Source organism: Streptomyces sp. DH-12, from assembly GCF_002899455.1.
Classification (GTDB): domain Bacteria; phylum Actinomycetota; class Actinomycetes; order Streptomycetales; family Streptomycetaceae; genus Streptomyces.
The window spans coordinates 6830495-6852936 of sequence record NZ_PPFB01000001.1 but is presented as its reverse complement, the minus strand read 5'-3'; the positions used below and the strand labels follow the sequence as shown (position 1 = coordinate 6852936).

The 22442-nt window shown below is 73.4% G+C and carries 20 protein-coding genes and 1 pseudogene; 12 read left to right on the top strand and 9 right to left on the bottom strand.

The features are described 5' to 3' along the window. Window positions 1-11: 11 nt before the first annotated feature. Window positions 12-986: a TauD/TfdA dioxygenase family protein gene (locus C1708_RS30115; protein WP_106415648.1), complete on the bottom strand. Its 975-nt coding sequence runs from the start codon at window positions 984-986 to the stop codon at window positions 12-14. Between the two features lie 182 nt (window positions 987-1168). On the opposite strand from C1708_RS30115, the gene C1708_RS30110 reads away from it, so the two are divergent. Both C1708_RS30110 and C1708_RS35340 read left to right on the top strand, forming a co-directional pair. After that, entirely contained in the window at window positions 1169-1999 is an 831-nt protein-coding gene (locus C1708_RS30110; protein ID WP_106415647.1) for an aldo/keto reductase, read from the top strand. 46 nt (window positions 2000-2045) lie between these two features. Beyond that, a pseudogene (locus tag C1708_RS35340) lies at window positions 2046-2206 on the top strand (DNA polymerase ligase N-terminal domain-containing protein); the annotation flags it as partial. 21 nt (window positions 2207-2227) lie between these two features. Here C1708_RS35340 and C1708_RS30100 read toward each other — a convergent pair. The 4 genes from C1708_RS30100 to C1708_RS30085 all read right to left on the bottom strand — a co-directional run bounded on the left by C1708_RS30100 (window position 2228) and on the right by C1708_RS30085 (window position 6075). Beyond that, the gene (locus C1708_RS30100) at window positions 2228-4585 is read right to left on the bottom strand and encodes a SpoIIE family protein phosphatase (protein WP_106415646.1); all 2358 of its coding nucleotides are present in this window, start codon (window positions 4583-4585) and stop codon (window positions 2228-2230) included. A 67-nt stretch (window positions 4586-4652) separates the two neighbouring features. After that, entirely contained in the window at window positions 4653-5120 is a 468-nt protein-coding gene (locus tag C1708_RS30095) for a peroxiredoxin (RefSeq protein ID WP_106415645.1), read from the bottom strand. After that, entirely contained in the window at window positions 5117-5497 is a 381-nt protein-coding gene (locus C1708_RS30090; protein WP_106415644.1) for a DoxX-related protein, read from the bottom strand. The genes C1708_RS30095 and C1708_RS30090 overlap by 4 nt, the downstream gene beginning before the upstream one ends. Window positions 5498-5568: 71 nt before the next feature. Then, complete coding sequence (locus C1708_RS30085) at window positions 5569-6075, bottom strand: MarR family winged helix-turn-helix transcriptional regulator (protein ID WP_106415643.1); 507 nt, start codon at window positions 6073-6075, stop codon at window positions 5569-5571. Window positions 6076-6177: 102 nt separating this feature from the next. On the opposite strand from C1708_RS30085, the gene C1708_RS30080 reads away from it, so the two are divergent. The 3 genes from C1708_RS30080 to hemC all read left to right on the top strand — a co-directional run bounded on the left by C1708_RS30080 (window position 6178) and on the right by hemC (window position 8464). Next, window positions 6178-6420: a hypothetical protein gene (locus C1708_RS30080; protein WP_106415642.1), complete on the top strand. Its 243-nt coding sequence runs from the start codon at window positions 6178-6180 to the stop codon at window positions 6418-6420. 251 nt (window positions 6421-6671) lie between these two features. Further along, window positions 6672-7448 carry an NPP1 family protein gene (locus tag C1708_RS30075; RefSeq protein ID WP_106415641.1) on the top strand — a complete coding sequence of 259 codons (777 nt, stop codon included), beginning with the start codon at window positions 6672-6674 and terminating at the stop codon, window positions 7446-7448. Between the two features lie 98 nt (window positions 7449-7546). After that, window positions 7547-8464, top strand: coding sequence for a hydroxymethylbilane synthase (hemC, locus tag C1708_RS30070; protein WP_274543378.1), 918 nt, complete (start codon window positions 7547-7549; stop codon window positions 8462-8464). Window positions 8465-8482: 18 nt separating this feature from the next. Here the strand turns inward: hemC and C1708_RS30065 are convergent, their stop codons facing one another. Next, entirely contained in the window at window positions 8483-9004 is a 522-nt protein-coding gene (locus C1708_RS30065) for a hypothetical protein (protein ID WP_106415639.1), read from the bottom strand. A gap of 452 nt (window positions 9005-9456) precedes the next feature. Here C1708_RS30065 and C1708_RS30060 point away from each other — a divergent pair, with 452 nt between their 5' ends. Next, window positions 9457-10251 carry an RNA polymerase sigma factor SigF gene (locus C1708_RS30060; protein WP_106415638.1) on the top strand — a complete coding sequence of 265 codons (795 nt, stop codon included), beginning with the start codon at window positions 9457-9459 and terminating at the stop codon, window positions 10249-10251. 39 nt (window positions 10252-10290) lie between these two features. On the opposite strand, the gene C1708_RS30055 is transcribed toward C1708_RS30060, so the two are convergent. Next, window positions 10291-10611, bottom strand: a complete 321-nt coding sequence (locus C1708_RS30055; protein WP_437078915.1) for an ANTAR domain-containing protein — start codon at window positions 10609-10611, stop codon at window positions 10291-10293. Window positions 10612-10862: 251 nt separating this feature from the next. Here C1708_RS30055 and C1708_RS30050 point away from each other — a divergent pair, with 251 nt between their 5' ends. Beyond that, complete coding sequence (locus C1708_RS30050; protein WP_106415636.1) at window positions 10863-11666, top strand: VOC family protein; 804 nt, start codon at window positions 10863-10865, stop codon at window positions 11664-11666. A 21-nt stretch (window positions 11667-11687) separates the two neighbouring features. On the opposite strand, the gene glgX is transcribed toward C1708_RS30050, so the two are convergent. Together glgX and C1708_RS30040 are read right to left on the bottom strand one after the other, a co-directional pair. Continuing rightward, window positions 11688-13832 carry a glycogen debranching protein GlgX gene (gene glgX / locus C1708_RS30045; RefSeq protein ID WP_106415635.1) on the bottom strand — a complete coding sequence of 715 codons (2145 nt, stop codon included), beginning with the start codon at window positions 13830-13832 and terminating at the stop codon, window positions 11688-11690. Beyond that, complete coding sequence (locus tag C1708_RS30040; protein WP_106415634.1) at window positions 13829-14341, bottom strand: pep a2; 513 nt, start codon at window positions 14339-14341, stop codon at window positions 13829-13831. Before C1708_RS30040 ends, glgX begins: the two co-directional genes overlap by 4 nt. Before the next feature lie 360 nt (window positions 14342-14701). On the opposite strand from C1708_RS30040, the gene C1708_RS30035 reads away from it, so the two are divergent. The 5 genes from C1708_RS30035 (at window position 14702) to glgB (ending at window position 22407) form a co-directional block, all read left to right on the top strand. Further along, entirely contained in the window at window positions 14702-15004 is a 303-nt protein-coding gene (locus C1708_RS30035; RefSeq protein ID WP_106415633.1) for a DUF5133 domain-containing protein, read from the top strand. 73 nt (window positions 15005-15077) lie between these two features. Beyond that, the gene (locus tag C1708_RS30030) at window positions 15078-17075 is read left to right on the top strand and encodes an alpha-1,4-glucan--maltose-1-phosphate maltosyltransferase (protein ID WP_106415632.1); all 1998 of its coding nucleotides are present in this window, start codon (window positions 15078-15080) and stop codon (window positions 17073-17075) included. Next, entirely contained in the window at window positions 17072-18790 is a 1719-nt protein-coding gene (treS, locus tag C1708_RS30025; RefSeq protein WP_106415631.1) for a maltose alpha-D-glucosyltransferase, read from the top strand. The genes C1708_RS30030 and treS overlap by 4 nt, the downstream gene beginning before the upstream one ends. Window positions 18791-18818: 28 nt before the next feature. After that, entirely contained in the window at window positions 18819-20177 is a 1359-nt protein-coding gene (locus C1708_RS30020) for a maltokinase N-terminal cap-like domain-containing protein (RefSeq protein ID WP_106415630.1), read from the top strand. A 4-nt stretch (window positions 20178-20181) separates the two neighbouring features. Next, entirely contained in the window at window positions 20182-22407 is a 2226-nt protein-coding gene (gene glgB, locus C1708_RS30015) for a 1,4-alpha-glucan branching enzyme (protein ID WP_106415629.1), read from the top strand. The last annotated feature ends 35 nt before the right edge of the window (window positions 22408-22442 follow it).

Sequence of the window (22442 nt, the reverse complement as noted above, 5' to 3'; positions counted from 1 at the left end):
CGCAGGGACGGCTACCAGCGGCCCGGCGCGGTGCCGGTGAGCGGCCGGGAGGGCGTGCCGTCCACGCCGGCCGGGACGTCACCGGCGAGCATCACGCGGTGCATGATCCGCGGGTGGTCGAGGTGGGCCGTGTCCGCGGGGGCGAGGTGGATGGTGGCCCGGTTGTCCCAGAACGCCACGGTGCCCGGCTCCCAGCGCAGCCGCACGGTGTACTCGGGCCGGGTGGCCTGCTCCAGCAGCATGTCCAGGACGGCCCGGCTCTCGGGGCGGGACAGGCCGGCGATCTGCTCGACGTAGTAGCCGTTGACGAACAGGACGCGCTCCCCCGTCTCGGGGTGGACGCGCACCAGCGGGTGCTCGGTGGCGGTCTGGTGGTCCAGCAGGTGGCGCACATAGGCGTCGTCGCCGGGCCGGGGCTGGTAGCCCACGCCCAGCCGGTGCTCGGCGCGCAGCCGGTCGGCGAACTCCCGCACCGGGGCGGACAGTCCGGCGTAGGCGGCGGCCAGGTTCGCCCAGGTGGTGTCGCCGCCGTAGGGCGGGACGGTCTCGGCGCGCAGGATGGTCGCGGCGGGCGGGTCGACGCGGGCGCCGTGGTCGCAGTGCCAGCCGCGCAGCAGGGTGTGGCGGCGGCGCCGCAGCCATTCGTCGTGGTCCATGCCGAAGCGGCCGCCGAGTTCCAGGCGGTCGGCGGTCGTCTCGATCTCGGGGAAGTCCGCCGGGGAGGCCGAGCCCCGGCGGGGCAGGACGACCGGTTCGCCGAACCGGCGGGCCAGCGCCACGTGCCCGGCGTGGTCCAGGCGCTGGCCGCGGAAGAAGACCACCTTCCAGCGCAGCACCGCCGCCCGGATCAAGGCGGCCGTCTCCTCGTCGAGGTCCCCGGCGAGGTCCACCCCGGTGATGTCGGCCCCGATGTGCCCGGCCACGGGGTGCACCTCCGGCTTCCCCGGGTGCTCGCGGTCCGTCCCGGCGCGGCTGTCCGTCGTCATGCGTCCCACTCCGTCGCTCGTCCCCGCCGGTCCCGGACGGACCGGCTCCCGGGACGATCGTGGCAGCGGAAGCGTGCCCTGGCGACAGGGCCCCGGACGGCACGCCGGGCCCGTCCGGTTGATCACCGCCCCCGCCGTGACCGACGCTGGGAGGACGACACCGCGACCGGAGGGGCCCTCCCGTGACGAGCATCCCGCAGCACACCCTCAACGACGGCACCACGCTCCCCGCCCTGGGCCTGGGCACCTGGCCGATGGACGACGCCGAGGCGGAGCGGGCGGTGACGTCCGCCCTCGAGGCCGGCTACCGCCTGATCGACACGGCCGCCAACTACCGCAACGAGACCGGGGTGGGGCGGGCCGTGGCGGGCGCCGGCGTCCCGCGCGAGGAGATCGTCGTGACGACGAAGCTCCCCGGCCGTCACCACGGCTACGAGGAGACCCTCGCCTCCTTCGAGGAGTCCCGCGCCCGCCTCGGCCTGGAGTACGTCGACCTGTACCTGATCCACTGGCCGCTCCCCCGCGTCGACCGGTACGTCGACTCCTGGAAGGCGATGATCAAGCTCCGGGAGGACGGTCTGGTCCGCTCCATCGGCGTCTCCAACTTCACGCCCGCCCACATCGGACGGCTGGAGAGGGAGACCGGGGTGCTGCCCTCGGTCAACCAGGTCGAACTGCACCCGTTCTTCCCGCAGCGGGAGCTGCGCGCCCACCACGCGGACAAGGGCGTGCTCACCGAGAGCTGGAGCCCGCTGGGCCGCGGTTCGCGGCTGCTGGACGACCTCGCGGTGGCCGCCGTCGCCGACGCGCACGGCGTCACCCCGGCGCAGGCGGTGCTGCGCTGGCACGTCCAGCTCGGCGCGCTGCCGGTGCCGAAGTCGTCCGACCCCGCGCGGCAGCGCGCCAACCTGGACGTGTTCGGCTTCGAGCTGGACGACGCCCAGATGCGGACCCTCTCGGACCGGGCGCACCGGCGGATCGGCGGTGACCCGGAGGTGCACGAGGAGTTCTGACCGGGTGCCCGGGGGCCGCTCGTACGGACGGACCGGCGAAGGGAGCGGCGCGTACGCCCTGACCCGCTTCCGCGGCGGGGACGACGGCGAGGAGGCGTGGCTGCCGGCGCGGGCGGCCGGGGGCGGCGGCCGGGGCGCGCCCGGTCCCCGCCGGCGCGTTCCGCCCGTACGGGCCGCACGCTCGCGCAGGCCGCCGGGGAGGACGGCCGAGCCGTGGCGTTCGGCGGGTCAGCGGCGCGGGAGGGCCTGTTCCGCCCAGATGGTCTTGCCGCCGTCCGCCTGCCGGCTCCCCCAGCGCTGGGTGAGCTGGGCCACCAGCAGCAGTCCCCGGCCGCCCTCGTCGAAGGCGTGCGCCCGGCGCAGATGGGGCGAGGTGGGGCTGGCATCGGTGACCTCGCAGATGAGGGTGCGGTCGCGGATCAGCCGCAGCCGGATCGGGGGCTCCCCGTAGCGGATGGCATTGGTGACCAGCTCGCTGACCACGAGTTCGGTGACGAAGGCGATGTCGTCCAGCTCCCAGGCGGACAGCAGGTCGACCGCCCACTGCCGCACGGCCTGCACCGCGCCGGGGTCCGGGGAGACGTCCCGTGCGGCGACCTGTCCGGCGCCCAGGGCGCGGGTGCGGGCGAGCAGCAGGGCGACGTCGTCGCCGGGCTCCTCGGGCAGCACCGCCTTGAGCACGACGTCGCACAGGGCGTCCAGCGACTCGGCGGGCGCCGCGAGGGCACGGCACAGCTCCCGGGTGGCGTGGTCGAGGTCGCGGCCCCGGCCCTGGACGAGCCCGTCGGTGTAGAAGGCGACGACGCAGCCCTCCGGCAGCTCCAGTTCGGTCGCCTCGAACGGCAGCCCGCCCACGCCCAGTGGCGGCCCCGGGTTCAGCGGCACGAGCCGGCAGGCGCCGTCGGGCATCAGCAGGGCGGGCGCGGGGTGTCCGGCGGCGGCCACCGTCAGACGGCGGGAGACCGGGTCGTAGACGGCGTACAGGCAGGTGGCGCCGAGTTCCGGCACGTCCTCGCGGTCGTCCGCGGCGAGGTGGGTGACCAGGTCGTCCAGGTGGGTGAGCAGTTCCTCGGGCGGCAGGTCGACGTCCGCGAGGGTGCGCACGGCCGTGCAGAGCCGGCCCATGGTGGCCGTGGAGGGGATGCCGTGTCCGACGACGTCCCCGACGACCAGGGCGACCCGGGTGCCGGACAGCGGGATGACGTCGAACCAGTCGCCGCCGATGCCGGCCGCGGACGCGGAGGGCAGGTAGCGGTGGGCGATCTCGACGGCGGCCTGCCCGGGCAGCACCCCCGGCAGCAGGCTGTGCTGCAGGGTCAGCGCGGTGGCGCGTTCCCGGGCGAAGCGTCGGGCGTTGTCGACGCTGACGGCGGCCCTGCTGGCGATCTCCTCGGCCAGCAGGGCGTCGTCGGCGGCGAACCCGTCGCGGCGGACGTTGCGGACGGCGAGCGCCACGCCGAGCGTGGTGCCGCGGGCGCGCAGCGGCACGGCGAGCTCCGCGTGGATACCGGGGGGCCTCGTGGTGCGCGTGCGCAGCGCCTCGGCGCCGCGTTCGGCCATCCACCGGTCGAAGTCCGGTTCGCCGGTCCGGGCGATGACCGCTCTGCCCTCGCGCAGCGCCCGGGCGGGCGGTGAGTAGGGCGGGTGGACGTCGGCGCGGCCGAGGGGGACGACGGTGTCGGGCGCACCCGGTCCCGACGAGGCGTGCGCCGCACGGCGCAGGACGGCCTCGGCGTCGCCCCTGAGCGGGGGCGCCTCCGCGTCGAGCACCCAGTCGAGCAGGTCGACGGCGGCGAAGTCGGCGAAGTCCGGCACCAGGAGTTCCACGAGTTCCTCGGCGGTGCGGATCACGTCGAGGGTGGTGCCGAGGGCCGCGGCGGCCTCGTCGAGCAGCACCAGCCGGCGCCGTGCGCGGTGCTGTTCGGTGCTGTCCAGGCCGGCCAGCGCGGTGGCGGCCAGCCGGCCGGCGGCGTCGCGCACGGGCCACATCTCCACGTCCCACGCCTGCTGGTCCGGGTCGGCGGCGGCGGCCTGGCTGTAGGTCTCGTCGCGCAGGGGACGGCCGGTCTCGGCGACCGTGCGCATGTGCCGGTCGATACTGCGGGCGCCTTCCTCCGCACCGGCGACGTCGAGGAAGGGCCGGCCGAGCAGGTCCTGCTCGGACCCGCCCAGCTCCTCACAGGCGGCGGCGTTGATCCGGACGAAGCGGTGCTCGGTGTCGAGCACCGAGATCGGCAGGGACGACTGTTCGAAGACCTGGCCGGCCAGCGTCGTCTCCTCCGCTCCGGCGGGCACGGCGGTGACCACGTACCCGGCGTCCGCGTCCCCGGGACCACGGACGGGGCAGACCGTCAGCCGGAGCGTCACCGGGTGTCCGTCGCGGTGACGCACCGTGACGACTTCCACGGGCACAGCGGGACGGCCGGGCGGGTCGTGCCGGCCGCCCGGTCCCCCGGCGAGCAGGTCCCGTACGGGGCGTCCCACGGCCTCGTCGGCGGAGAACCCGGTCAGCCGCCGGGCTCCCTCGCTCCACCCCGTCACGACGCCGCGGGCATCGACGACCAGCGCGGCGGAGGCGTCGTCCATTGGTCCAGCATCGACCCGCGGCCGTCTCCTCTCAACCGCGGCGGGTGCGTCCGGGGCGGGGGCGGTGTCAGCCCCGGTGGGCGCGCAGGGCGGCGAGCGCCTTGTCCGCGTGCGCGTTCATGCGCAGTTCGCTGCGTACGACCTCCAGGACGGTCCGGTCCTGGCCGATGACGAAGGTGGCCCGCTTGGTGGGGGCCACGGAGATGCCCCGCTTGACGCCGAACAGCTCGCGGACCGCCCCGTCGGCGTCGGACAGCAGGGGCATGCCGAGGGTGTGCCGGCCGGCGAACTCGGCCTGCCGTTCGACCGGGTCCGCGCTGACGCCGACCGGGCGGGCGCCCGCCTCGGCGAACTCGGCGGCGAGGTCACGGAAGCGGCAGGCCTGCGCGGTGCAGCCGGGGCTCAGGGCGGCGGGGTAGAAGAACAGCACCACCGGGCCGTCGGCGAGCAGCTCGGACAGCCGGCGGACGGTGCCGGTCTCGTCCGGGGCGGCGAAGTCCTCGACCGTGTCGCCCCTCTCCACGCGCGCGCTCATGCCCTGCCCTCCGCACCCCTGGCGACGCCGCGCGCCCACAGCACCAGCGGCACCTGCAGCGGCAGCCGGCCGTACGCGACGGCCCGCTGCGGGGCGGGGCGGTGGCGCCAGTCGACGGCCATCTTCACGTTGGCGGGGAACACTCCGGCGAAGAACGCCGCCGCGGCCAGGGCGGCGGCCTTGCGGGTGCGGGGCAGCGCCACCCCGGCGGCCAGTGCCAGTTCGGCGGCGCCGCTGGCGTACGTCCAGGAGCGGGGCGAGCCGGGCAGGGAGCGCGAGACGATGGGGTCGAACCGCCGGGGCGCGGCGAAGTGCGCGGTGCCCGCGGCGGCCAGCAGGCCGGCGAGCAGCAGGGGCGAGCGTACGGACCGTGACACGGTTCCTCCTCCGGTGACTGCCGCGCACGTTACCGGACGGTAAGGCAGCGGCGGCGCGGGAGAGCCGGAGTTCAGTCCGTGGCCGTGGACGGCGCGTCCGCGTTCTCCGCGTGGGTGAGGAAGTCGTCGACCATGCGGTGGAAGAGGGTGGCGAGCTGCCGCAGGTCGTCCGGGGACCAGTGGGCCAGGGCGGCCTGCACGCCGCGGACCCCGGTCTCGCGGATCCGGAGGACGGCCTCCCGGCCGGCGTCGGTGAGCTCGATGCGCTGGGCGCGGCGGTCGTCCGGGTCGGGGACGCGGACGACGTGGCCGGACTTCTCCAGGTGCTGCACCGTGCGCGTGACGTGCGACGCCTCCACACCCAGCCGCGCCGCCAACTCCCCCGGCCGCATCGGCCGGGCGTCGGCCATCTTCCGCAGCAGCGCCGCTCCGGGCCGGTCGAGCGGCACGCCCGCCGCGGCCATCAGCCGCTCGTGCTGCCGGGCGCGCGACGTGAGGTACGTGATGCGGTACAGCGCGCGCTCGATGTCGACCACCTCCGGGGAGGCGGGGACGTCGGAAGGCGAGGGTGTGGACATGACCGCACCGTACCATCTCGTTGCGTAACTCAATCAACCGAACGGCACGGAACGGACCGCTCCGTTCACGCTCCGTCCGGACGGAACGGCGAGGCCGGACGCGTGGAGCCGGGCGGCGGCGTCCCCACCTCGCCCGGGGCCCTGCCGCCGCCCCCGGCGGCGGACGCACGCCGGGGGCGCGAGACCGAGCAGGACGGGCAGCGGGTGGCGGTCCGCCTCCCGGACGACGGCGGCATCGTGCCGCGCGCCCGGTCCGGCCGGGGCGTCACCGGCGGGCACCCCCGAGCCGCGTCCGCCGGCCGCCGTGCCGGGCGCGCGGCGGGTGGCGCCCCGGCCGGCCGGTGAAGTGCGTCACAGCGCCCGGACCCGGCAGGGCGGGCCGTCCCGGCTGCGGCTCGGGCCGGGCCTCCCGCCCGAGGACGCGGCGGCCGGTCCCCCGACGACCCGAGGTGATCCGGGAGCGGCCCCCCGTCACACCCGGGACGCGCCCCTCTCGGCCCACACCCCCTCTTGGCATGGGCACGTCCGACCGGAATGCTGTGAACTCCCCAGCTTCCAAAAGCCGTTGGGCCGCGCCTGGCCACGAGGAGGACGCAGTGTCACCGAACACGCCCCGTACGCACGCCAGGAGATGGCTGACCGGCCTGGCCGCCGCCGTCGCCCTGGTCGTCGCCTTCCCCGCCACGGCCTTCGCTGCTCCCCCGCCCGCGCTCCCCGCGAACGCCGACGACCTGGAGCGGACCTACCAGCCGGCCTACGACTACGACACCGACGGCTGCTACTCCTCCCCGGCGATCGGCCCCGACGGCTCGGTCAACACGGGCCTGAGACCGACCGGCGCCCTGAACGGCGACTGCCGTGACGCGTCCGACCTGGACAACACCAACAGCTATGCGCGCGCCACGTGCAACAACGGCTGGTGCGCCGTGGTCTACGCGCTGTACTTCGAGAAGGACCAGGCGCTGCCGGGCGTCGGCCTCGGCGGGCACCGCCACGACTGGGAGCACGTCGTGGTGTGGGTGCGGAACGACACCGTGCAGTACGTGGCGACGTCCCGGCACGGCTCGTTCGCGATCCACCCCCGCTCGTCGGTCCGCTTCGAGGGCACCCACCCGAAGGTCGTCTACCACAAGGACGGCATCGGCACCCACTGCTTCCGCCCGGCGAGCGCGGGCGACGAACCGCCGGAGAACCACCGGGGCACCTGGCAGTACCCGCCGCTGGTCGGCTGGAACGGCTACCCGCCGGGGCTGCGCGAGAAGCTCGCCGCCCACGACTTCGGCAGCGCCCACTTCGGCCTCAAGGACGGCAGCTTCGCCTCGCACCTCGCCGCGGCCAAGCCGTCCGGCATCCCCTTCGACCCGAACGGATGACATTGATGGACGAGTTGACGCCCGGGGGCGCGACGCCGTGCCCCCGGCGCCGGGGGGCGACCGGGGTCTGCCGTGACGCCAGGGCCCTCCCGGAACCGATCCGTGTCGTCTCCCGCGACTCGCCCATGGCACTCGCCCAGGTGGAGCGCGTGCGGGCGGAGTTGGCCGCGGCCCGCCCCGGAACGCGCACCGAGGTCGTCCCGGTGCGCACGACCGGGGACAAGTGGCTGGGCGACCTGTCGCAGGTGGAGGGCAAGGGCGCGTTCACCAAGGAGGTGGACGCCGCGCTGCTGGCCGGGGAGGCGGACCTCGCGGTGCACTGCGTGAAGGACGTGCCCGCCGACCGGCCGCTCCCCGCGGGCACGGTGTTCGCGGCGTTCCTGAAACGGGACGACGTCCGCGACGCGCTGGTGCACCCGGACGGCCTCACCCTGGACGAGCTGCCGCCCGGCACCCGGATCGGGACCTCGTCGGTGCGCCGGGTCGCCCAGCTCGCCGCCACCCATCCGCAGCTGCGGTGCGTGCCGCTGCGCGGGAACGCCAACCGGAGGCTCGCGAAGCTCGCGGAGGGCGAGGTGGACGCGCTGCTGCTCGCGGCCGCCGGCCTGGAGCGGATCGGCCGGAGCGACGTGATCAGCGAGGTGCTGTCCCCCGACATGATGCTGCCGCCGGTCGGAGCGGGCGTCCTCGCGCTGCAGTGCCGGGAGGGCGACACCGGCCTGATCGAGGCGGCCGCCGTGCTCGACGACCCCGGCACCCACCGCGAGACCACCGCCGAGCGGATGCTGCTGCATGTGCTGCAGGGACACTGCAACAGCCCGATCGCGGGCCTCGCCCGGGTGGACCGGAGCGGTGAACTGTCCCTGCGCGCCTGCGTCTTCACCCCGGACGGCAAGACCCGGCTGAACGCCCACGAGTGGGCGGGGCGGCTGGACCCGGCGACGCTCGGCACCTCGGTCGCCGTGGCGCTGCTGCGTCAGGGCGCCCGTGAGGTCATCGACGGCATCCCGCACTGAACACCCCGGGCGGCGGCGTCAGGCGGTGCCCTCCTCCGCCTGCTCCTGGAGGAACAGGCTCACCTGCTGGGCGAGGCTCTCCCGGACCGCCCCGGCCGTCGCGCCCGGCGCGGGTTCGAGCACGCCGACGCCGCCCGTCCACAGCCGGCGTCCGGCCCACTCCTCGTCGGCGCGCACCTGCACCTGGACGTCGACCTGCCCCAGGAACCGCTCGGGCGCGGCCGCGTGGAGCACGGCGGTGGCGCGGCGCAGCGGATAGACGTCGAATCCCTCGATGAATTGCGAGTTGCGCCAGTCGATGAACGCGCTCTCGCCGTCGGGGCCGGTGCGCACATCGATCTGACCGTCCTCGAGATGAATGCACACGGGGCGGTCGCCCCGGTTTTCCACGGTCACCCGGACCCGGAAGTACGACAGCCCTTCGGCGGCCTCGTCCCGCCCGCGCGGCGGTTCGCCCGCCTCCAGACGATGGACGCGGACCCGCAGACCGGCATGCTCGTCGTACTCCTGCCAGTCCCCGACCACGTTCGGCTCGTCCACAGTGCACCTCTCGACTTCTGTCCGCTGCTTCCTATCTGGGGGCTCGGCGCACTGTCAAACGAGCGGAATGCGCTGTGGTCAGGCGGTTCGCCCGATCTGATCGCCGATCAAGCGCTGCGCAGGAGGAATCGCCCGGCCGGACCACCGGCGTGCCGCCCGGGCGTGCCGTACATCACGTCCGCCGCGGTGATCGCCCGCCCGCCGGCGGCGCACCGCGCCCCTCCCCCGCCGGGCCGGTCCCGCACCCGCGCGCCAGCGCCCCGTCATGCACGCCCCGAATTCCCTCGATTCCGCAGCGTGCACCATTCCCGAATTTCCCGCGACGCGCCCGCGACGTATTTCCCGGAGCCGTTTTGAAATCGCGGCGCACCGGGAAAGGAATGCTCAGTGCTTCGGACAGGAGGCACGTGTGTTCTGTCCATCCGGCACCCGCTCAGGGAGGTGCGCGCGTGATGCGTACCGTCGGTCCCAGGAAGCCCCGCTCCCATGACGACGCCCCCGAGACGACCCGTGACTTCGAGCGTCTGGCCTCGCTGCCCGACGGACCGGAGCGCCGGAGGCTGCGCGACGAGCTGGTCACGGCGTGGCTGCCGATGGCCGAGCGCATCGCCGTCCGGTTCCGCGGCCGGGGAGAGGCCCTGGAGGACCTGTACCAGGTGGCGGCCCTGGGTCTGGTGAAGGCCGTCGACCACTACGATCCGGCGCGCGGGAACGCCTTCGAGGCGTACGCGGTGCCGACCGTCACGGGCGAGATCAAGCGTCACTTCCGCGACCACATGTGGACCCTGCACGTGCCGCGCCGGGTGCAGGACCTGCGCAACCGGGTGCGCGCCGCGGTGAAGGAGCTGTCGCAGACGACGCCGGGGCGGACGCCCACGGTCGCCGAGATCGCCGCGCACGCCCGGCTGACGGAGGACGAGGTGCGTACCGGGACGGAGGCGCTGGAGTGCTTCTCCGCGCTCTCGCTGGAGGCGGAGATGCCGGGCACCGACGGGTACGCGCTGGGCGACTCCATCGGCGGCCCGGACCCGGCCTACGACGCCGTCGTGGACCGGGTGGCGGTGCGGCCCTGTCTGGAGGCGCTGCCGGAGCGGGAGCGGCTCATCCTCTATCTGCGCTTCTTCAAGGGGATGACGCAGAGCGGCATCGCCGACCAGCTGGGCATCTCCCAGATGCACGTCTCCCGGCTGCTGAGCAGCTGTTTCGCCCAGGTGCGCGAGGAGCTGTCGTCGTCCGACGCCGGCTGACCGGGACGCGAGGGCCCCGGCCGCACCCGGCGCCGGGGCTCAGGACTCCGGGGGGACGTCCGGGAGGCGGGTGGGGCCGAGGCGGTCGAGGACCTCCTCGAGGACCGTGCGGACCTCGGTCGGCAGCGCGCCCGTGCGTCCCCAGACGAGGATCATGTCGGCGATGCTGCGGAGCTTGATGTTGGTCCGCTGGGACACCTCCTTCAGCACCGTCCAGCCCTGGTCGGGCGAGACCCGCCCGAGTGCGACGATCATTCCGATGGCCTGGTCCACCACCGCGTGCGAGACGACCGCGTCCTTCAGCTGCCGAACTTCTCTCTCCAGCTGGAGGATCCGGTCCGCGCCCCCGTCCGTGGGCATGGTCACCTCCGGTTCCGGTGTGCCGCTCTCGTGGTGCCTTCGTTCGGTGCTTGAGTGCCTTCACCCAGTGTCCGGTCCCTCCATGGTCGCCACTCGGTCCGCCCCCTGCCACCGGGGTGGCCCGCGGGTGGCCGGGGGTCACCGTTTCGCGGCCGCCGCCGGGGTACTCGGCAGGCGCCCGGGCGGTGCCCCGCGGACACTGGTGCCATCCGGGTGGCTGCCGGGCCGACGAAGATCAGGACGCGACCGCTATGAACCACGACACGACCTCCCCCTCCGGCGCGACGGGCGTCGTCTCGGCGCACACCGTCTACGGGGCGCCCTGCTGGGTGAGTCTGACCAGCCACGACCTCAGGACGACCGAGGACTTCTACGGCGCCGTCCTGGGCTGGGAGTGGCGTCCGATGCGGCTGGGCGACCGGTTCCGGGTCGCCCTGGCGGACGGCCGGCCGGTGGCGGGCGTCGCCGCGGTCGCCGGAATGTGGCAGACGGCGGTGGCGTGGACGCCGTACTTCGCGGTGCGCAGCGCCGACGAGGCGGCGGCGCGGGTGCAGGAGCGCGGCGGGACCGCCGCGGTCGGCCCCATCTCCCTGCCGCCGGGGCGCGCGGCGCTGCTCGCGGACCGGGACGGGGCGACGTTCGGCGTGTGGGAGGGCGAGCTGTTCTCCGACTGGCACACCTGGCGCCAGGCGCAGCTGGCGTTCATCCGGCTGCACACCCGTGACGCGTTCGACGCGGCGATCTTCTACGGCGAGGTCTTCGACTGGGCGTCCGGCGGTCCCGGCGGCTGCGAGGTGAACTACGAGGGCGAGGAAGTGGTGCTGCGCAGCGGCGGGGCCGTGGTGGCGCTCATCACCTCGGGTGCGCTGGGGTCGGCGCCCGACCCGCGGATCCGGCCGCACTGGCAGGTCCACTTCACCGTGCCGGACGTGGCCGCCTGCGCCCGCGCCGCCGCGGAGCACGGGGGCGGCGTGCTGTCCCTGGACCCCGAGGAGGCGGTGCTGAGCGACAACGAGGGCGCCCGGTTCACGGTCACCTCGCGCCGCGGGCACTGACACCTCCCCGGGGCCGCCCGGTCACCGCGCGGTGTGCGAGGGGCGGGACAGCAGCACCAGGCTGCGCGCGTCCACGGTCAGCCGGGTGCCCGCCTTGCGTTCCGCCTCGTCGGGGACGCCGTCCGGGTCGGCGGTGTCGATCAGCGCCGTCCACCGTTCACCGTAGGAGGCGTCCGGCAGCCGGAAGCCGACCGGCTCCCAGTGGCTGTTGAACAGCAGCAGGAACGAGTCGTCGATGACGGGCCGGCCGCGCGGGTCCGGTTCGGCGATGGCGTCGCCGTTGAGGAACACGCCGACCGAGTGGGCGTCGGGGCGCATCCAGTCGTCGTCGGTCATCTCCCGCGCGTCGGGCGCCAGCCACACCAGGTCGGGCAGCGGCTGGTCCGCGTGGCGCACGGTCTCGCCCAGGAAGAAGCGGCGCCGGCGCAGCACCGGGTGGTCGCGGCGCAGGGCGATCAGCCGGCGGGTGAAGGCGAGCAGGGCGCGCTGCTCGTCGCCCTGCCGCCAGTCGATCCAGCTGACCTCGTTGTCCTGGCAGTAGGCGTTGTTGTTGCCGCGCTGGGTGCGGCCCACCTCGTCGCCGTGCGAGAGCATCGGGATGCCCTGCGACAGCAGCAGCGTGGCCAGGAAGTTGCGCTGCTGCCGGGCGCGCAGTTCCCGCACGGCCGGGTCGCGGGTGGGGCCCTCCGCGCCGCAGTTCCAGGAGCGGTTGTCGTTCTCGCCGTCCTGGTTGTCCTCGCCGTTGGCCTCGTTGTGCTTGGCGTTGTACGAGACCAGGTCGCACAGGGTGAAACCGTCGTGCGCGGTGACGAAGTTGACGCTGGCGCGGGGCCGGCGCCGGTGGTGGGCGTACAGGTCGGAGGAGCCGGTCAGCCGGGAGGCGAACTCGCCGAGGGTGTGGTCCTCGCCGCGCCAGAAGTCCCTGACCGCGTCGCGGTACTTGCCGTTCCACTCCGACCACAGCGGGGGGAAGTTGCCGACCTGATAGCCGCCCTCGCCGACGTCCCAGGGCTCCGCGATGAGCTTGACGCGGCTGATCACCGGGTCCTGCTGGATCAGGTCGAAGAACGCCGAGAGCCGGTCCACCTCGTGGAACTGCCGGGCCAGCGTGGCCGCGAGGTCGAAGCGGAACCCGTCGACGTGCATCTCGGTGACCCAGTACCGCAGCGAGTCCATGATGAGCTGCAGCACGTAGGGGTGGCGCATCAGCAGGCTGTTGCCGGTTCCGGTGGTGTCGTAGTAGTGCCGCCAGTCGCCGTCCACCAGCCGGTAGTACGAGGAGTTGTCGATGCCCCGGAAGGAGAGGGTGGGGCCCTTCTCGTTGCCCTCGGCGGTGTGGTTGTAGACGACGTCCAGGATCACCTCGAGCCCGGCCGCGTGCAGCGCCTTGACCATCTCCTTGAACTCCGTGACCTGCTGGCCGCGGGTGCCGCGGGCGGAGTAGGCGTTGTGCGGGGCGAAGAAGCCGATGGTGTTGTAGCCCCAGTAGTTGGCCAGGCCCCGCCCCTGGAGCACGCCGTCCTGGACGAACTGGTGCACCGGCATCAGCTCCACCGCGGTGACGCCGAGCGAGGTGAGGTGCCCGATCACCGAGGGGTGCGCCAGACCGGCGTAGGTGCCGCGCAGTTCCGGCGGGACGTCGGGGTGGGTGCGGGTGAGCCCCTTGACGTGGGTCTCGTAGATCACGGTGTCGGAGTACGGGCGGCCGGGGCGTCTGTCGTCGCCCCAGTCGAAGGCCGGGTCGGTCACCACGCCGAGCATGGTGTGGCCCGCGCTGTCCGCCGGGTCGGGTCCGTGGGGGTTCCGCTCGTACAGCGAGGGGTGGTTGTCGATCTGGCCGTCGACCGCGGTGGCGTACGGGTCGAGGAGCAGTTTCGCCGGATTGCAGCGGTGGCCGGCGGCCGGGGCCCAGGGGCCGTGCACCCGGTAGCCGTAGCGCCGGCCGGGTCCGACCCCGGGCAGGTAGCCGTGCCAGACGAAGCCGTCGACCTCGGTGAGCCGTACCGTGCGGTGCCGGCCGTCGTCGTCCACCAGGATCAGGTCGACGCGTTCGGCGACCTCGCTGAACAGCGCGAAGTTGGTGCCCTCGCCGTCGTAGGTCGCACCCAGCGGGTAGGGGCGCCCGCTCCAGGCGGGCGCCCCTTTCCGGTCGTGTCGCCGGGTCACCGGACCTCCTCCAGGAGGCCGCCGGGCGTTCGCACCCGTGCGGTGACCGTGGTGACGTTCACCTCGCGGGGCAGGTCCAGGCCCTCGCTCTCGCGCGGGTCGGGCGCGGTGGGCACGAGGGGCACGCGTTCGCCGGCGCGGGCGCGCTGCGAGAACCAGATGACCTTGCTGCCGGTCTCGGTGGCGCAGCAGCCCCAGCCGTCGCTGCTGGCGGCGAGGTGCTCGAGGCAGCCGCGCAGTTCCTGGTCGGGGCGCAGCGCGCGGTCGTTGTCCGCGATGGCCGTGATGAGGTGCTGGCCGTTCCACCACATCTCGATCGAGATGTTCTTGTCGGTGGCGTGCTCGTCGATGGCGCGCAGCAGCATCTCGGTGCCGCCGCAGACGGGCTCCATGAGGTTCTCCAGATCCCAGAACCGGAGGTGAGCGGCCAGTATCCGGCTGACCTGTCCCACCCTCTCCGGGCTGACTTCCACGTCGAGGTGGTAGTAGCAGGGCACTGCGGTCTTCATCGTCGTCGGCTCCTCACCGCGAAGCTCGCACTCCTCCCGTCCGACGGACGGGCCCCCGGACACGGAACGTGAGCGGGTGTCGCTTCTGAGTCACCTTCAGACTGAGGGGGTTGGTCCATTCGTGCAACACGAGCGCACGAGTGAGGCGCGTGGGGCCACATCTGAGCACGCCGGAGCCGCACCGGCCCGCCCGGTCACCGCGGCTTGATGGTTGAAATTCCAACAAGACGTCGGGTCACTGTCCGTGCACCATGAGTGAAGACCTCGATCGCCGTTACGGGTCCGTGCACCGGTGCGCACGGCTCCGCCCGACCGTCGGGACAACGCGCACCCATCGAGCCCCGGAGAGGTGAACGGCGCATGCTGCTCCCCGCAAAAGCCGAAGTCGCCCGGCAGTTGCGTCGTTACCGGGCCTGGGAACGCGTGATGCTGGCCGCCCCCACCGACCACACGGTGCGGGCGACCTTCGAGGACTCCGGCTACACCCTCTGCGTGCTGATGGGGAAGCGCTGCGCGCGGGAGGCGGCCGACGCCGCGGAACGGTACCTGCGCACGACGCTCGTCACCTATCTGCAGGAACAGAACGACCGGCCCCGTCCGGCCGCCACGGTCCGACGCGGTCCGCCGGCCGTCGAGCGGCGCTCCCCGGCGGGAAGGCGATGACCTTCCCGCCTCCATGTGGTCCCACGCCCGGGCGCCTGCCCGGGCATCGCGAGCGGCGGAGGTGCACAGGCCCATGAAGACGACCCCGACCATCGGTCGTGTCCCGGTGCGGGACGTCCGGCCGTCCGTCGACCGCGGCAGACGTCCGGCGAAGGCCGTCGTCGGCGAGGCGTTCGAGGTGACGGCGACCGTGTTCCGCGAAGGGCACGACGCGGTCGCGGCCAACGTGGTGCTGAAGGACCCGGAAGGGCGTCCGGGGCCGTTCACGCCGATGCGGGAGCTGGCGCCGGGCACGGACCGGTGGGGCGCGGAGGTGGTCGCGGACGCGCCCGGCCACTGGACCTACCGCGTCGAGGCCTGGGGCGACCCCGTGACGACCTGGCGGAACGTCGCCACCGTCAAGGTCCCGGCGGGCATCGACACCGGGCTGGTCCTGGAGGAGGGCGCCGGCCTCTTCGCGCGCGCCGCGGCCGGGGTGCCGCGCGACGCCGGACAGGACGTGATCCTCGCGGCCGCCGCGGCCCTGCGCGACGACACCCTCCCCTGCGCCACGCGCCTGGCGGCGGCGTTGACGCCGGAGGTGGACGCGGTGCTGGCCCGGCATCCGCTGCGGGAGCTGGTCACCAGCAGCGACCCGATGCCGCTCCTGGTGGAGCGGGAGCGGGCGCTGTACGGCTCCTGGTACGAGTTCTTCCCCCGCTCGGAGGGCACGCCCGAGCAGCCGCACGGCACCTTCGACACGGCCGCGCGGCGGCTGCCGGCGATCGCGGCGATGGGGTTCGACGTGGTCTACCTGCCGCCGATCCACCCGATCGGGACGACCTTCCGCAAGGGCCCGAACAACACCCTGGACGCCGGTCCGGACGACGTGGGGGTGCCGTGGGCGATCGGGTCCCCCGAGGGCGGCCACGACGCGGTGCACCCGCGCCTGGGCACGCTGGAGGACTTCACCCGGTTCGTGGCCCGCGCCCGCGACCTGGGCATGGAGGTCGCCCTGGACTTCGCCCTGCAGTGCTCCCCCGACCACCCCTGGGTGCACAAGCACCCCGAGTGGTTCCACCACCGCCCCGACGGCTCCATCGCCCACGCGGAGAACCCGCCGAAGAAGTACCAGGACATCTACCCCATCGCCTTCGACGCCGACATGGACGGGCTGGTCGCGGAGACCTGCCGGGTCCTGCGGCACTGGATGGACGCCGGGGTGCGGATCTTCCGCGTGGACAACCCGCACACCAAGCCGGTGGTGTTCTGGGAGCGGGTGATCGCCGGGATCAACCGCACCGACCCCGACGTGATCTTCCTGGCGGAGGCCTTCACCCGCCCGGCGATGATGCACACCCTGGCCCAGATCGGCTTCCAGCAGTCGTACACGTACTTCACCTGGCGCACCACCAAGCAGGAGCTGACGGAGTACCTGACCGAACTGACGGGGGAGGCCGCCTCCTACATGCGGCCCAACTTCTTCGCCAACACCCCCGACATCCTGCACGCCTACCTCCAGCACGGCGGCCGGCCCGCCTTCGAGGTCCGCGCCGTCCTCGCCGCCACCCTCTCCCCCACGTGGGGCATCTACAGCGGCTACGAACTGTGCGAGAACACCCCGCTGCGCGAGGGCAGCGAGGAGTACCTCGACAGCGAGAAGTACCAGCTCAAACCCCGCGACTGGGAAGCCGCCGCACGCGAGGGACGCACCATCGCCCCCCTCATCACCCGCCTCAACACCATCCGGCGGGAGAACCCGGCCCTGCGGCAGCTGCGCGACCTCCACTTCCACCAGGCGGACAAGGAGGAGGTCATCGCGTACTCGAAGCGGCGGGGCTCCGACGCCGTGCTCGTGGTCGTCAACCTCGACCCCCATCACGCCCAGGAGGCGACGGTCTCGCTGGACATGCCGCAACTCGGCCTGGACCGGCACGAGACGGTGCCGGTGCGCGACGAGCTCACCGGCGAGACCTACCACTGGGGCAGCACCAACTACGTGCGGCTGGAGCCGGGGCGGGCTCCCGCGCACGTCCTGCACGTCCAGCGACCGCCCGCCGCACAGCGAAACGGAGGGCCAGGAACGCCATGACCGTCAACGAGCCGGTGCCGGACACGTTCGAGGACACACCGGTCAGGGACCGTGACCCCGACTGGTTCAAACGCGCCGTCTTCTACGAGGTCCTCGTCCGTTCCTTCCAGGACAGCGACGGCGACGGCGTCGGCGACCTGAAGGGCCTGACCGCCAAGCTGGACTACCTGCAGTGGCTGGGCGTCGACTGCCTGTGGCTGCCGCCCTTCTTCAAGTCGCCGCTGCGCGACGGCGGGTACGACGTCGCCGACTACACCGCCGTGCTCCCCGAGTTCGGCGACCTCGCCGACTTCGTGGAGTTCGTCGACTCCGCCCACCAGCGGGGCATGCGCGTGATCATCGACTTCGTCATGAACCACACCAGCGACCAGCACCCGTGGTTCCAGGAGTCGAGGCGCGACCCCGACGGGCCGTACGGCGACTACTACGTGTGGGCCGACGACGACAAGCAGTTCCAGGACGCGCGGATCATCTTCGTCGACACCGAGGCGTCCAACTGGACGTACGACCCGGTGCGCAAGCAGTACTACTGGCACCGCTTCTTCTCGCACCAGCCGGATCTGAACTACGAGAACCCGGCCGTGCAGGAGGAGATGATCTCCGCGCTGAAGTTCTGGCTGGACCTCGGGATCGACGGGTTCCGGCTGGACGCGGTGCCGTACCTGTACCAGGAGGAGGGGACGAACTGCGAGAACCTGCCGGCGACGCACGCGTTCCTGAAGCGGGTCCGCAAGGAGATCGACACCCAGTACCCCGACACCGTCCTGCTCGCCGAGGCCAACCAGTGGCCCGAGGACGTCGTCGACTACTTCGGCGACTACGCCGCCGGCGGCGACGAATGCCACATGGCCTTCCACTTCCCGGTCATGCCCCGCATCTTCATGGCCGTCCGCCGCGAGTCGCGCTACCCCGTCTCCGAGATCCTCGCCAAGACCCCCGCCATCCCCTCCGGCTGCCAGTGGGGCATCTTCCTGCGCAACCACGACGAGCTGACCCTGGAGATGGTCACCGACGAGGAACGCGACTACATGTGGGCCGAGTACGCCAAGGACCCCCGCATGCGCGCCAACATCGGCATCCGCCGCCGCCTCGCCCCCCTGCTGGACAACGACCGCAACCAGATCGAGCTGTTCAACGCCCTGCTGCTGTCCCTGCCCGGCTCGCCGATCATCTACTACGGCGACGAGATCGGCATGGGCGACAACATCTGGCTCGGCGACCGCGACGCCGTCCGCACCCCCATGCAGTGGACCCCCGACCGCAACGCCGGCTTCTCCTCCTCCGACCCCGGCCGCCTCTACCTCCCCACCATCATGGACCCGGTCTACGGCTACCAGGTCACCAACGTCGAGGCCTCCATGGCCTCCCCCTCCTCCCTGCTGCACTGGACCCGGCGGATGATCGAGATCCGCAAGCAGAACCCGGCGTTCGGCCTCGGCTCCTACACCGAACTGCCCTCCTCCAACCCCGCCGTCCTCGCCTTCCTGCGCGAGTACGAGGACGACCTGGTCCTGTGCGTCAACAACTTCTCCCGCTTCTCCCAGCCCACCGAGCTCGACCTGCGCGAGTTCAGCGGCCGGCATCCGGTGGAGCTGTTCGGCGGGGTGCGCTTCCCGGCCATCGGCGAACTGCCGTACCTGCTGACCCTCGGGGGCCACGGCTTCTACTGGTTCCGGCTCACCCGAGTCGCATCCCGCATCGGCCGACGCCTGTGAGCGTGTGCCGGCGAGAGGAGGCGTCACGATGACGAAGACCGCATTCCTGCGCCCGCGGAGCGCGCCCGCCGAGTCCTTGGAGTCGCTCGCCGGGCTGCTGCGCGAGTGGCTGCCGCTGCAGCGCTGGTTCGCGGGCAAGGACCGTCCCGTCACCGATCTCGGCGTGCTGTCCACGACCGAGCTGTTCCCGGGCTGTCTGCACGTGCTCGTGCACGCCGCGCACGGCGGCGTGCCCGCCCCCGGCGGCACCCCTCCCGCCGGCGACTGCTACCAGCTCCTGCTCGGGGTGCGGGAGCGGCCCTCGCCCCGTCTGGGCAAGGCGCTCATCGGCACCGTGCGGGACGGCCGACTGGCCGGCCTGACGGTCTACGACGCCCTCCAGGACCCGCGCGCCGCCCAACTGCTCCTGGAACGGCTGCGCCGGCCGGGCACGGTGGGCCCGCTGCACTTCGAGGGCGACCCGGGCCATGAGGTGCCGTCGGGTCTGGTACCGCGGGTGCTGAACGCCGAGCAGTCCAACTCCTCGCTGGTGTACAGCGACGAGTACATCCTGAAGGTCTTCCGGCGCATCCAGCCCGGCGTCAACCCCGACCTGGAGGTGCCCGGGGCGCTGGCCCGGCAGGGCTGCCACCGGGTGCCCGCGCCGGTGGCCTGGCTGCGCACCACCCACCCGTTCAAGGCGACGCTCGGGGTGCTCCAGCCGTATCTGCGCAACGCCGCGGACGGCTGGACGCTCGCTCTCGACGCGCTCGCCGCCGGCGACGACTTCACGGCGCAGGCGCACGCCCTCGGACGCGCCACGGCGGACGTGCACCTGGCGCTGTCCTCCGCGTTCCCCGTCGGCGCGCCCGGCGAGAACGGGCGGACGGCCGCGGCGATGACCGAGCGGCTGACCGCCGCCGCGCACGCCGTGCCCGCGCTCCAGCCGTACGTACCGGGGCTGCGCGGCGCCTTCGCCGCGCTCACCACCTGCGACGCCGGGCCGCCCGCCCAGCGCATCCACGGCGACCTGCACCTCGGCCAGGTGCTGCGGGCGGGGCGCGAGTGGTTCGTGATCGACTTCGAGGGCGAGCCGTCCCGGCCGCTCTCCGAACGGCGCAGCGCCCACTCCCCCGTGCGGGACATCGCCGGGATGCTGCGCTCCTTCGACTATGCCGCCCGGCAGCGCCGTCCCTGGCGCCCGGAGTGGGCGCGGCGCTGCCGCGAGGCCTACTGCGCGGGCTACGCGGCCCGCGCCGGCTGGGACCCGCGCAAGAAGCACGGTCTGCTCCGCGCCTACGAGACGGACCGGGCCGTGTACGAGGTGCTGTACGAGGCCCGGCACCGACCCGACTGGCTGCCCGTACCCATGGCGGCGATCGAGCGCCTCGCCGTGAGAGGAGACTGAAGCCGTGGCCCTGCACGAAACGCCGCTGCCCGGATCGGCCGGGCCCGCCCCGTCCGCCGCCGCGAGCGGGGCGGCCGCCCCCGCCCTCGACCCGCACGACCGGGGCCGTCTGCTGGCGGGCGCCCACCACGATCCGCACGCCCTGCTGGGCGCCCGCCCGGTGCCCGGCGGCATCGCCTTCCGGGCGCTGCGCCCCTTCGCCCGCGAGGTGAGCGTGGTCGTCGACGGCGAGCGCACCCCGCTCGTGTCGGAGGGCGACGGCCTCTTCTCCGCCGTGCTGCCGCTGGACGAGATCCCCGACTACACGCTCGCGGTGGCGTACGGGGACGACGAGCCGGTGGAGACGCACGACCCGTACCGGTTCCTGCCCGCGCTCGGCGACTTCGACCTGCACCTGATCCGCGAGGGCCGGCACGAGGAGCTGTGGACGGCGCTCGGCGCGCACCCCATGACCCACCAGGGCGTGACCGGCACCCGCTTCACGGTGTGGGCGCCCAACGCCCTCGGGGTGCGGCTCGCCGCGGACTTCACGTACTGGGACGGGACGGCCTTCCCCATGCGCTCGCTGGGCTCGTCCGGTGTGTGGGAGCTGTTCCTGCCGGGCGTCGGCGAGGGCACCCGCTACAAGTTCGAGATCCACTCGCGCCACGGTCACCGGTTCCTCAAGGCGGACCCGATGGCCCGCCGGACCGAGGCGCCGCCGAACACCGCGTCGGTGGTCACCGCCTCGCACTACGCGTGGGGTGACGCGGAGTGGATGGCGCGGCGCGGGGAGCGGCCCGTGCACGAGGCGCCGCTCTCGGTGTACGAGGTGCACCTGCCGTCGTGGCGTCCGGGGCTCACCTACCGTGAGCTCGCCGAGGTGCTGCCCGCGTACGTGAAGGACATGGGCTTCACCCACGTCGAGCTGATGCCGGTCGCCGAGCACCCGTACGGGCCGTCCTGGGGCTACCAGGTCACCGGCTTCTACGCGCCCACCGCGCGGCTCGGCACCCCGGACGACTTCAAGTACCTGGTCGACGCGCTGCACCGGGCCGGCATCGGCGTGATCATGGACTGGGTGCCCGCGCACTTCCCGCGCGACGACTGGGCGCTGGCCCGCTTCGACGGGGAGCCGCTGTACGAGCCCGGCGACTCGCGGCGCGCCGAGCACCCCGACTGGGGGACGTACACCTTCGACTACGCCCGCACCGAGGTGCGCAACTTCCTGGTCGCAAACGCCGTGTACTGGTGCCAGGAGTTCCACATCGACGGGCTGCGGGTCGACGCGGTCGCCTCCATGCTCTACCTCGACTACTCGCGCGAGGACGGCGGCTGGGAGCCCAACGTCCACGGCGGCCGGGAGGACCTGGCGGCGATGGCGTTCCTCCAGGAGATGAACGCCACCGTGTACCGGCGCTGCCCGGGCGTGGTGACCATCGCCGAGGAGTCCACGGCGTGGGGCGGGGTGACCCGGCCCACCGACACCGGCGGGCTCGGGTTCGGGCTGAAGTGGAACATGGGCTGGATGCACGACTCGCTGGAGTACGTCTCCCACGAGCCGGTGCACCGCAAGTACCACCACCACGAGATGACCTTCGCGATGGTGTACGCCTACAGCGAGAACTACGTGCTGCCGATCTCCCACGACGAGGTGGTGCACGGCAAGCAGGCGCTGGTGTCGAAGATGCCGGGCGACTGGTGGCAGCGGCGGGCGAACGTCCGCGCCTACCTCGGCTTCATGTGGGCCCACCCCGGCAAGCAACTGCTGTTCATGGGGCAGGAATTCGCGCAGGGCGCGGAGTGGTCGGAGAAGGCGGGGCCCGAGTGGTGGCTGCTGGACGAGGGCTACCACTCGGCGGGCGACCACCGCGGGGTGCAGGACCTGGTCCGGGACCTCAACGCGCGCTACCGGGACCGCCCGGCGCTGTGGCAGCGCGACACCGACCCGTCCGGTTTCCGCTGGGTGGCGGTGGACGCCGCCGACGACAACGTCTTCGCGTTCCTGCGGTACGACGCGGAGGGCCGGCCGCTGCTCGCGGTGTCGAACTTCTCCCCCGTGGTGCGGCACGACTACCAGCTCGCCGTCGGGGACGACGCGGTCGCCTGGGAGGAGATCCTCAACACCGACGCCGTCCGCTACGGCGGCGGCGGCGTCGTGAACCCGGACCCGGTCAAGCCCGAGGACGGGCAGGTCCGGCTCACCCTTCCCCCGCTCGCGACGGTGTGGCTGGCGCCCACGCCGCTGTGAGGCCGCACGCCGGCGCCCGGTGGCCCTCCGCCGAC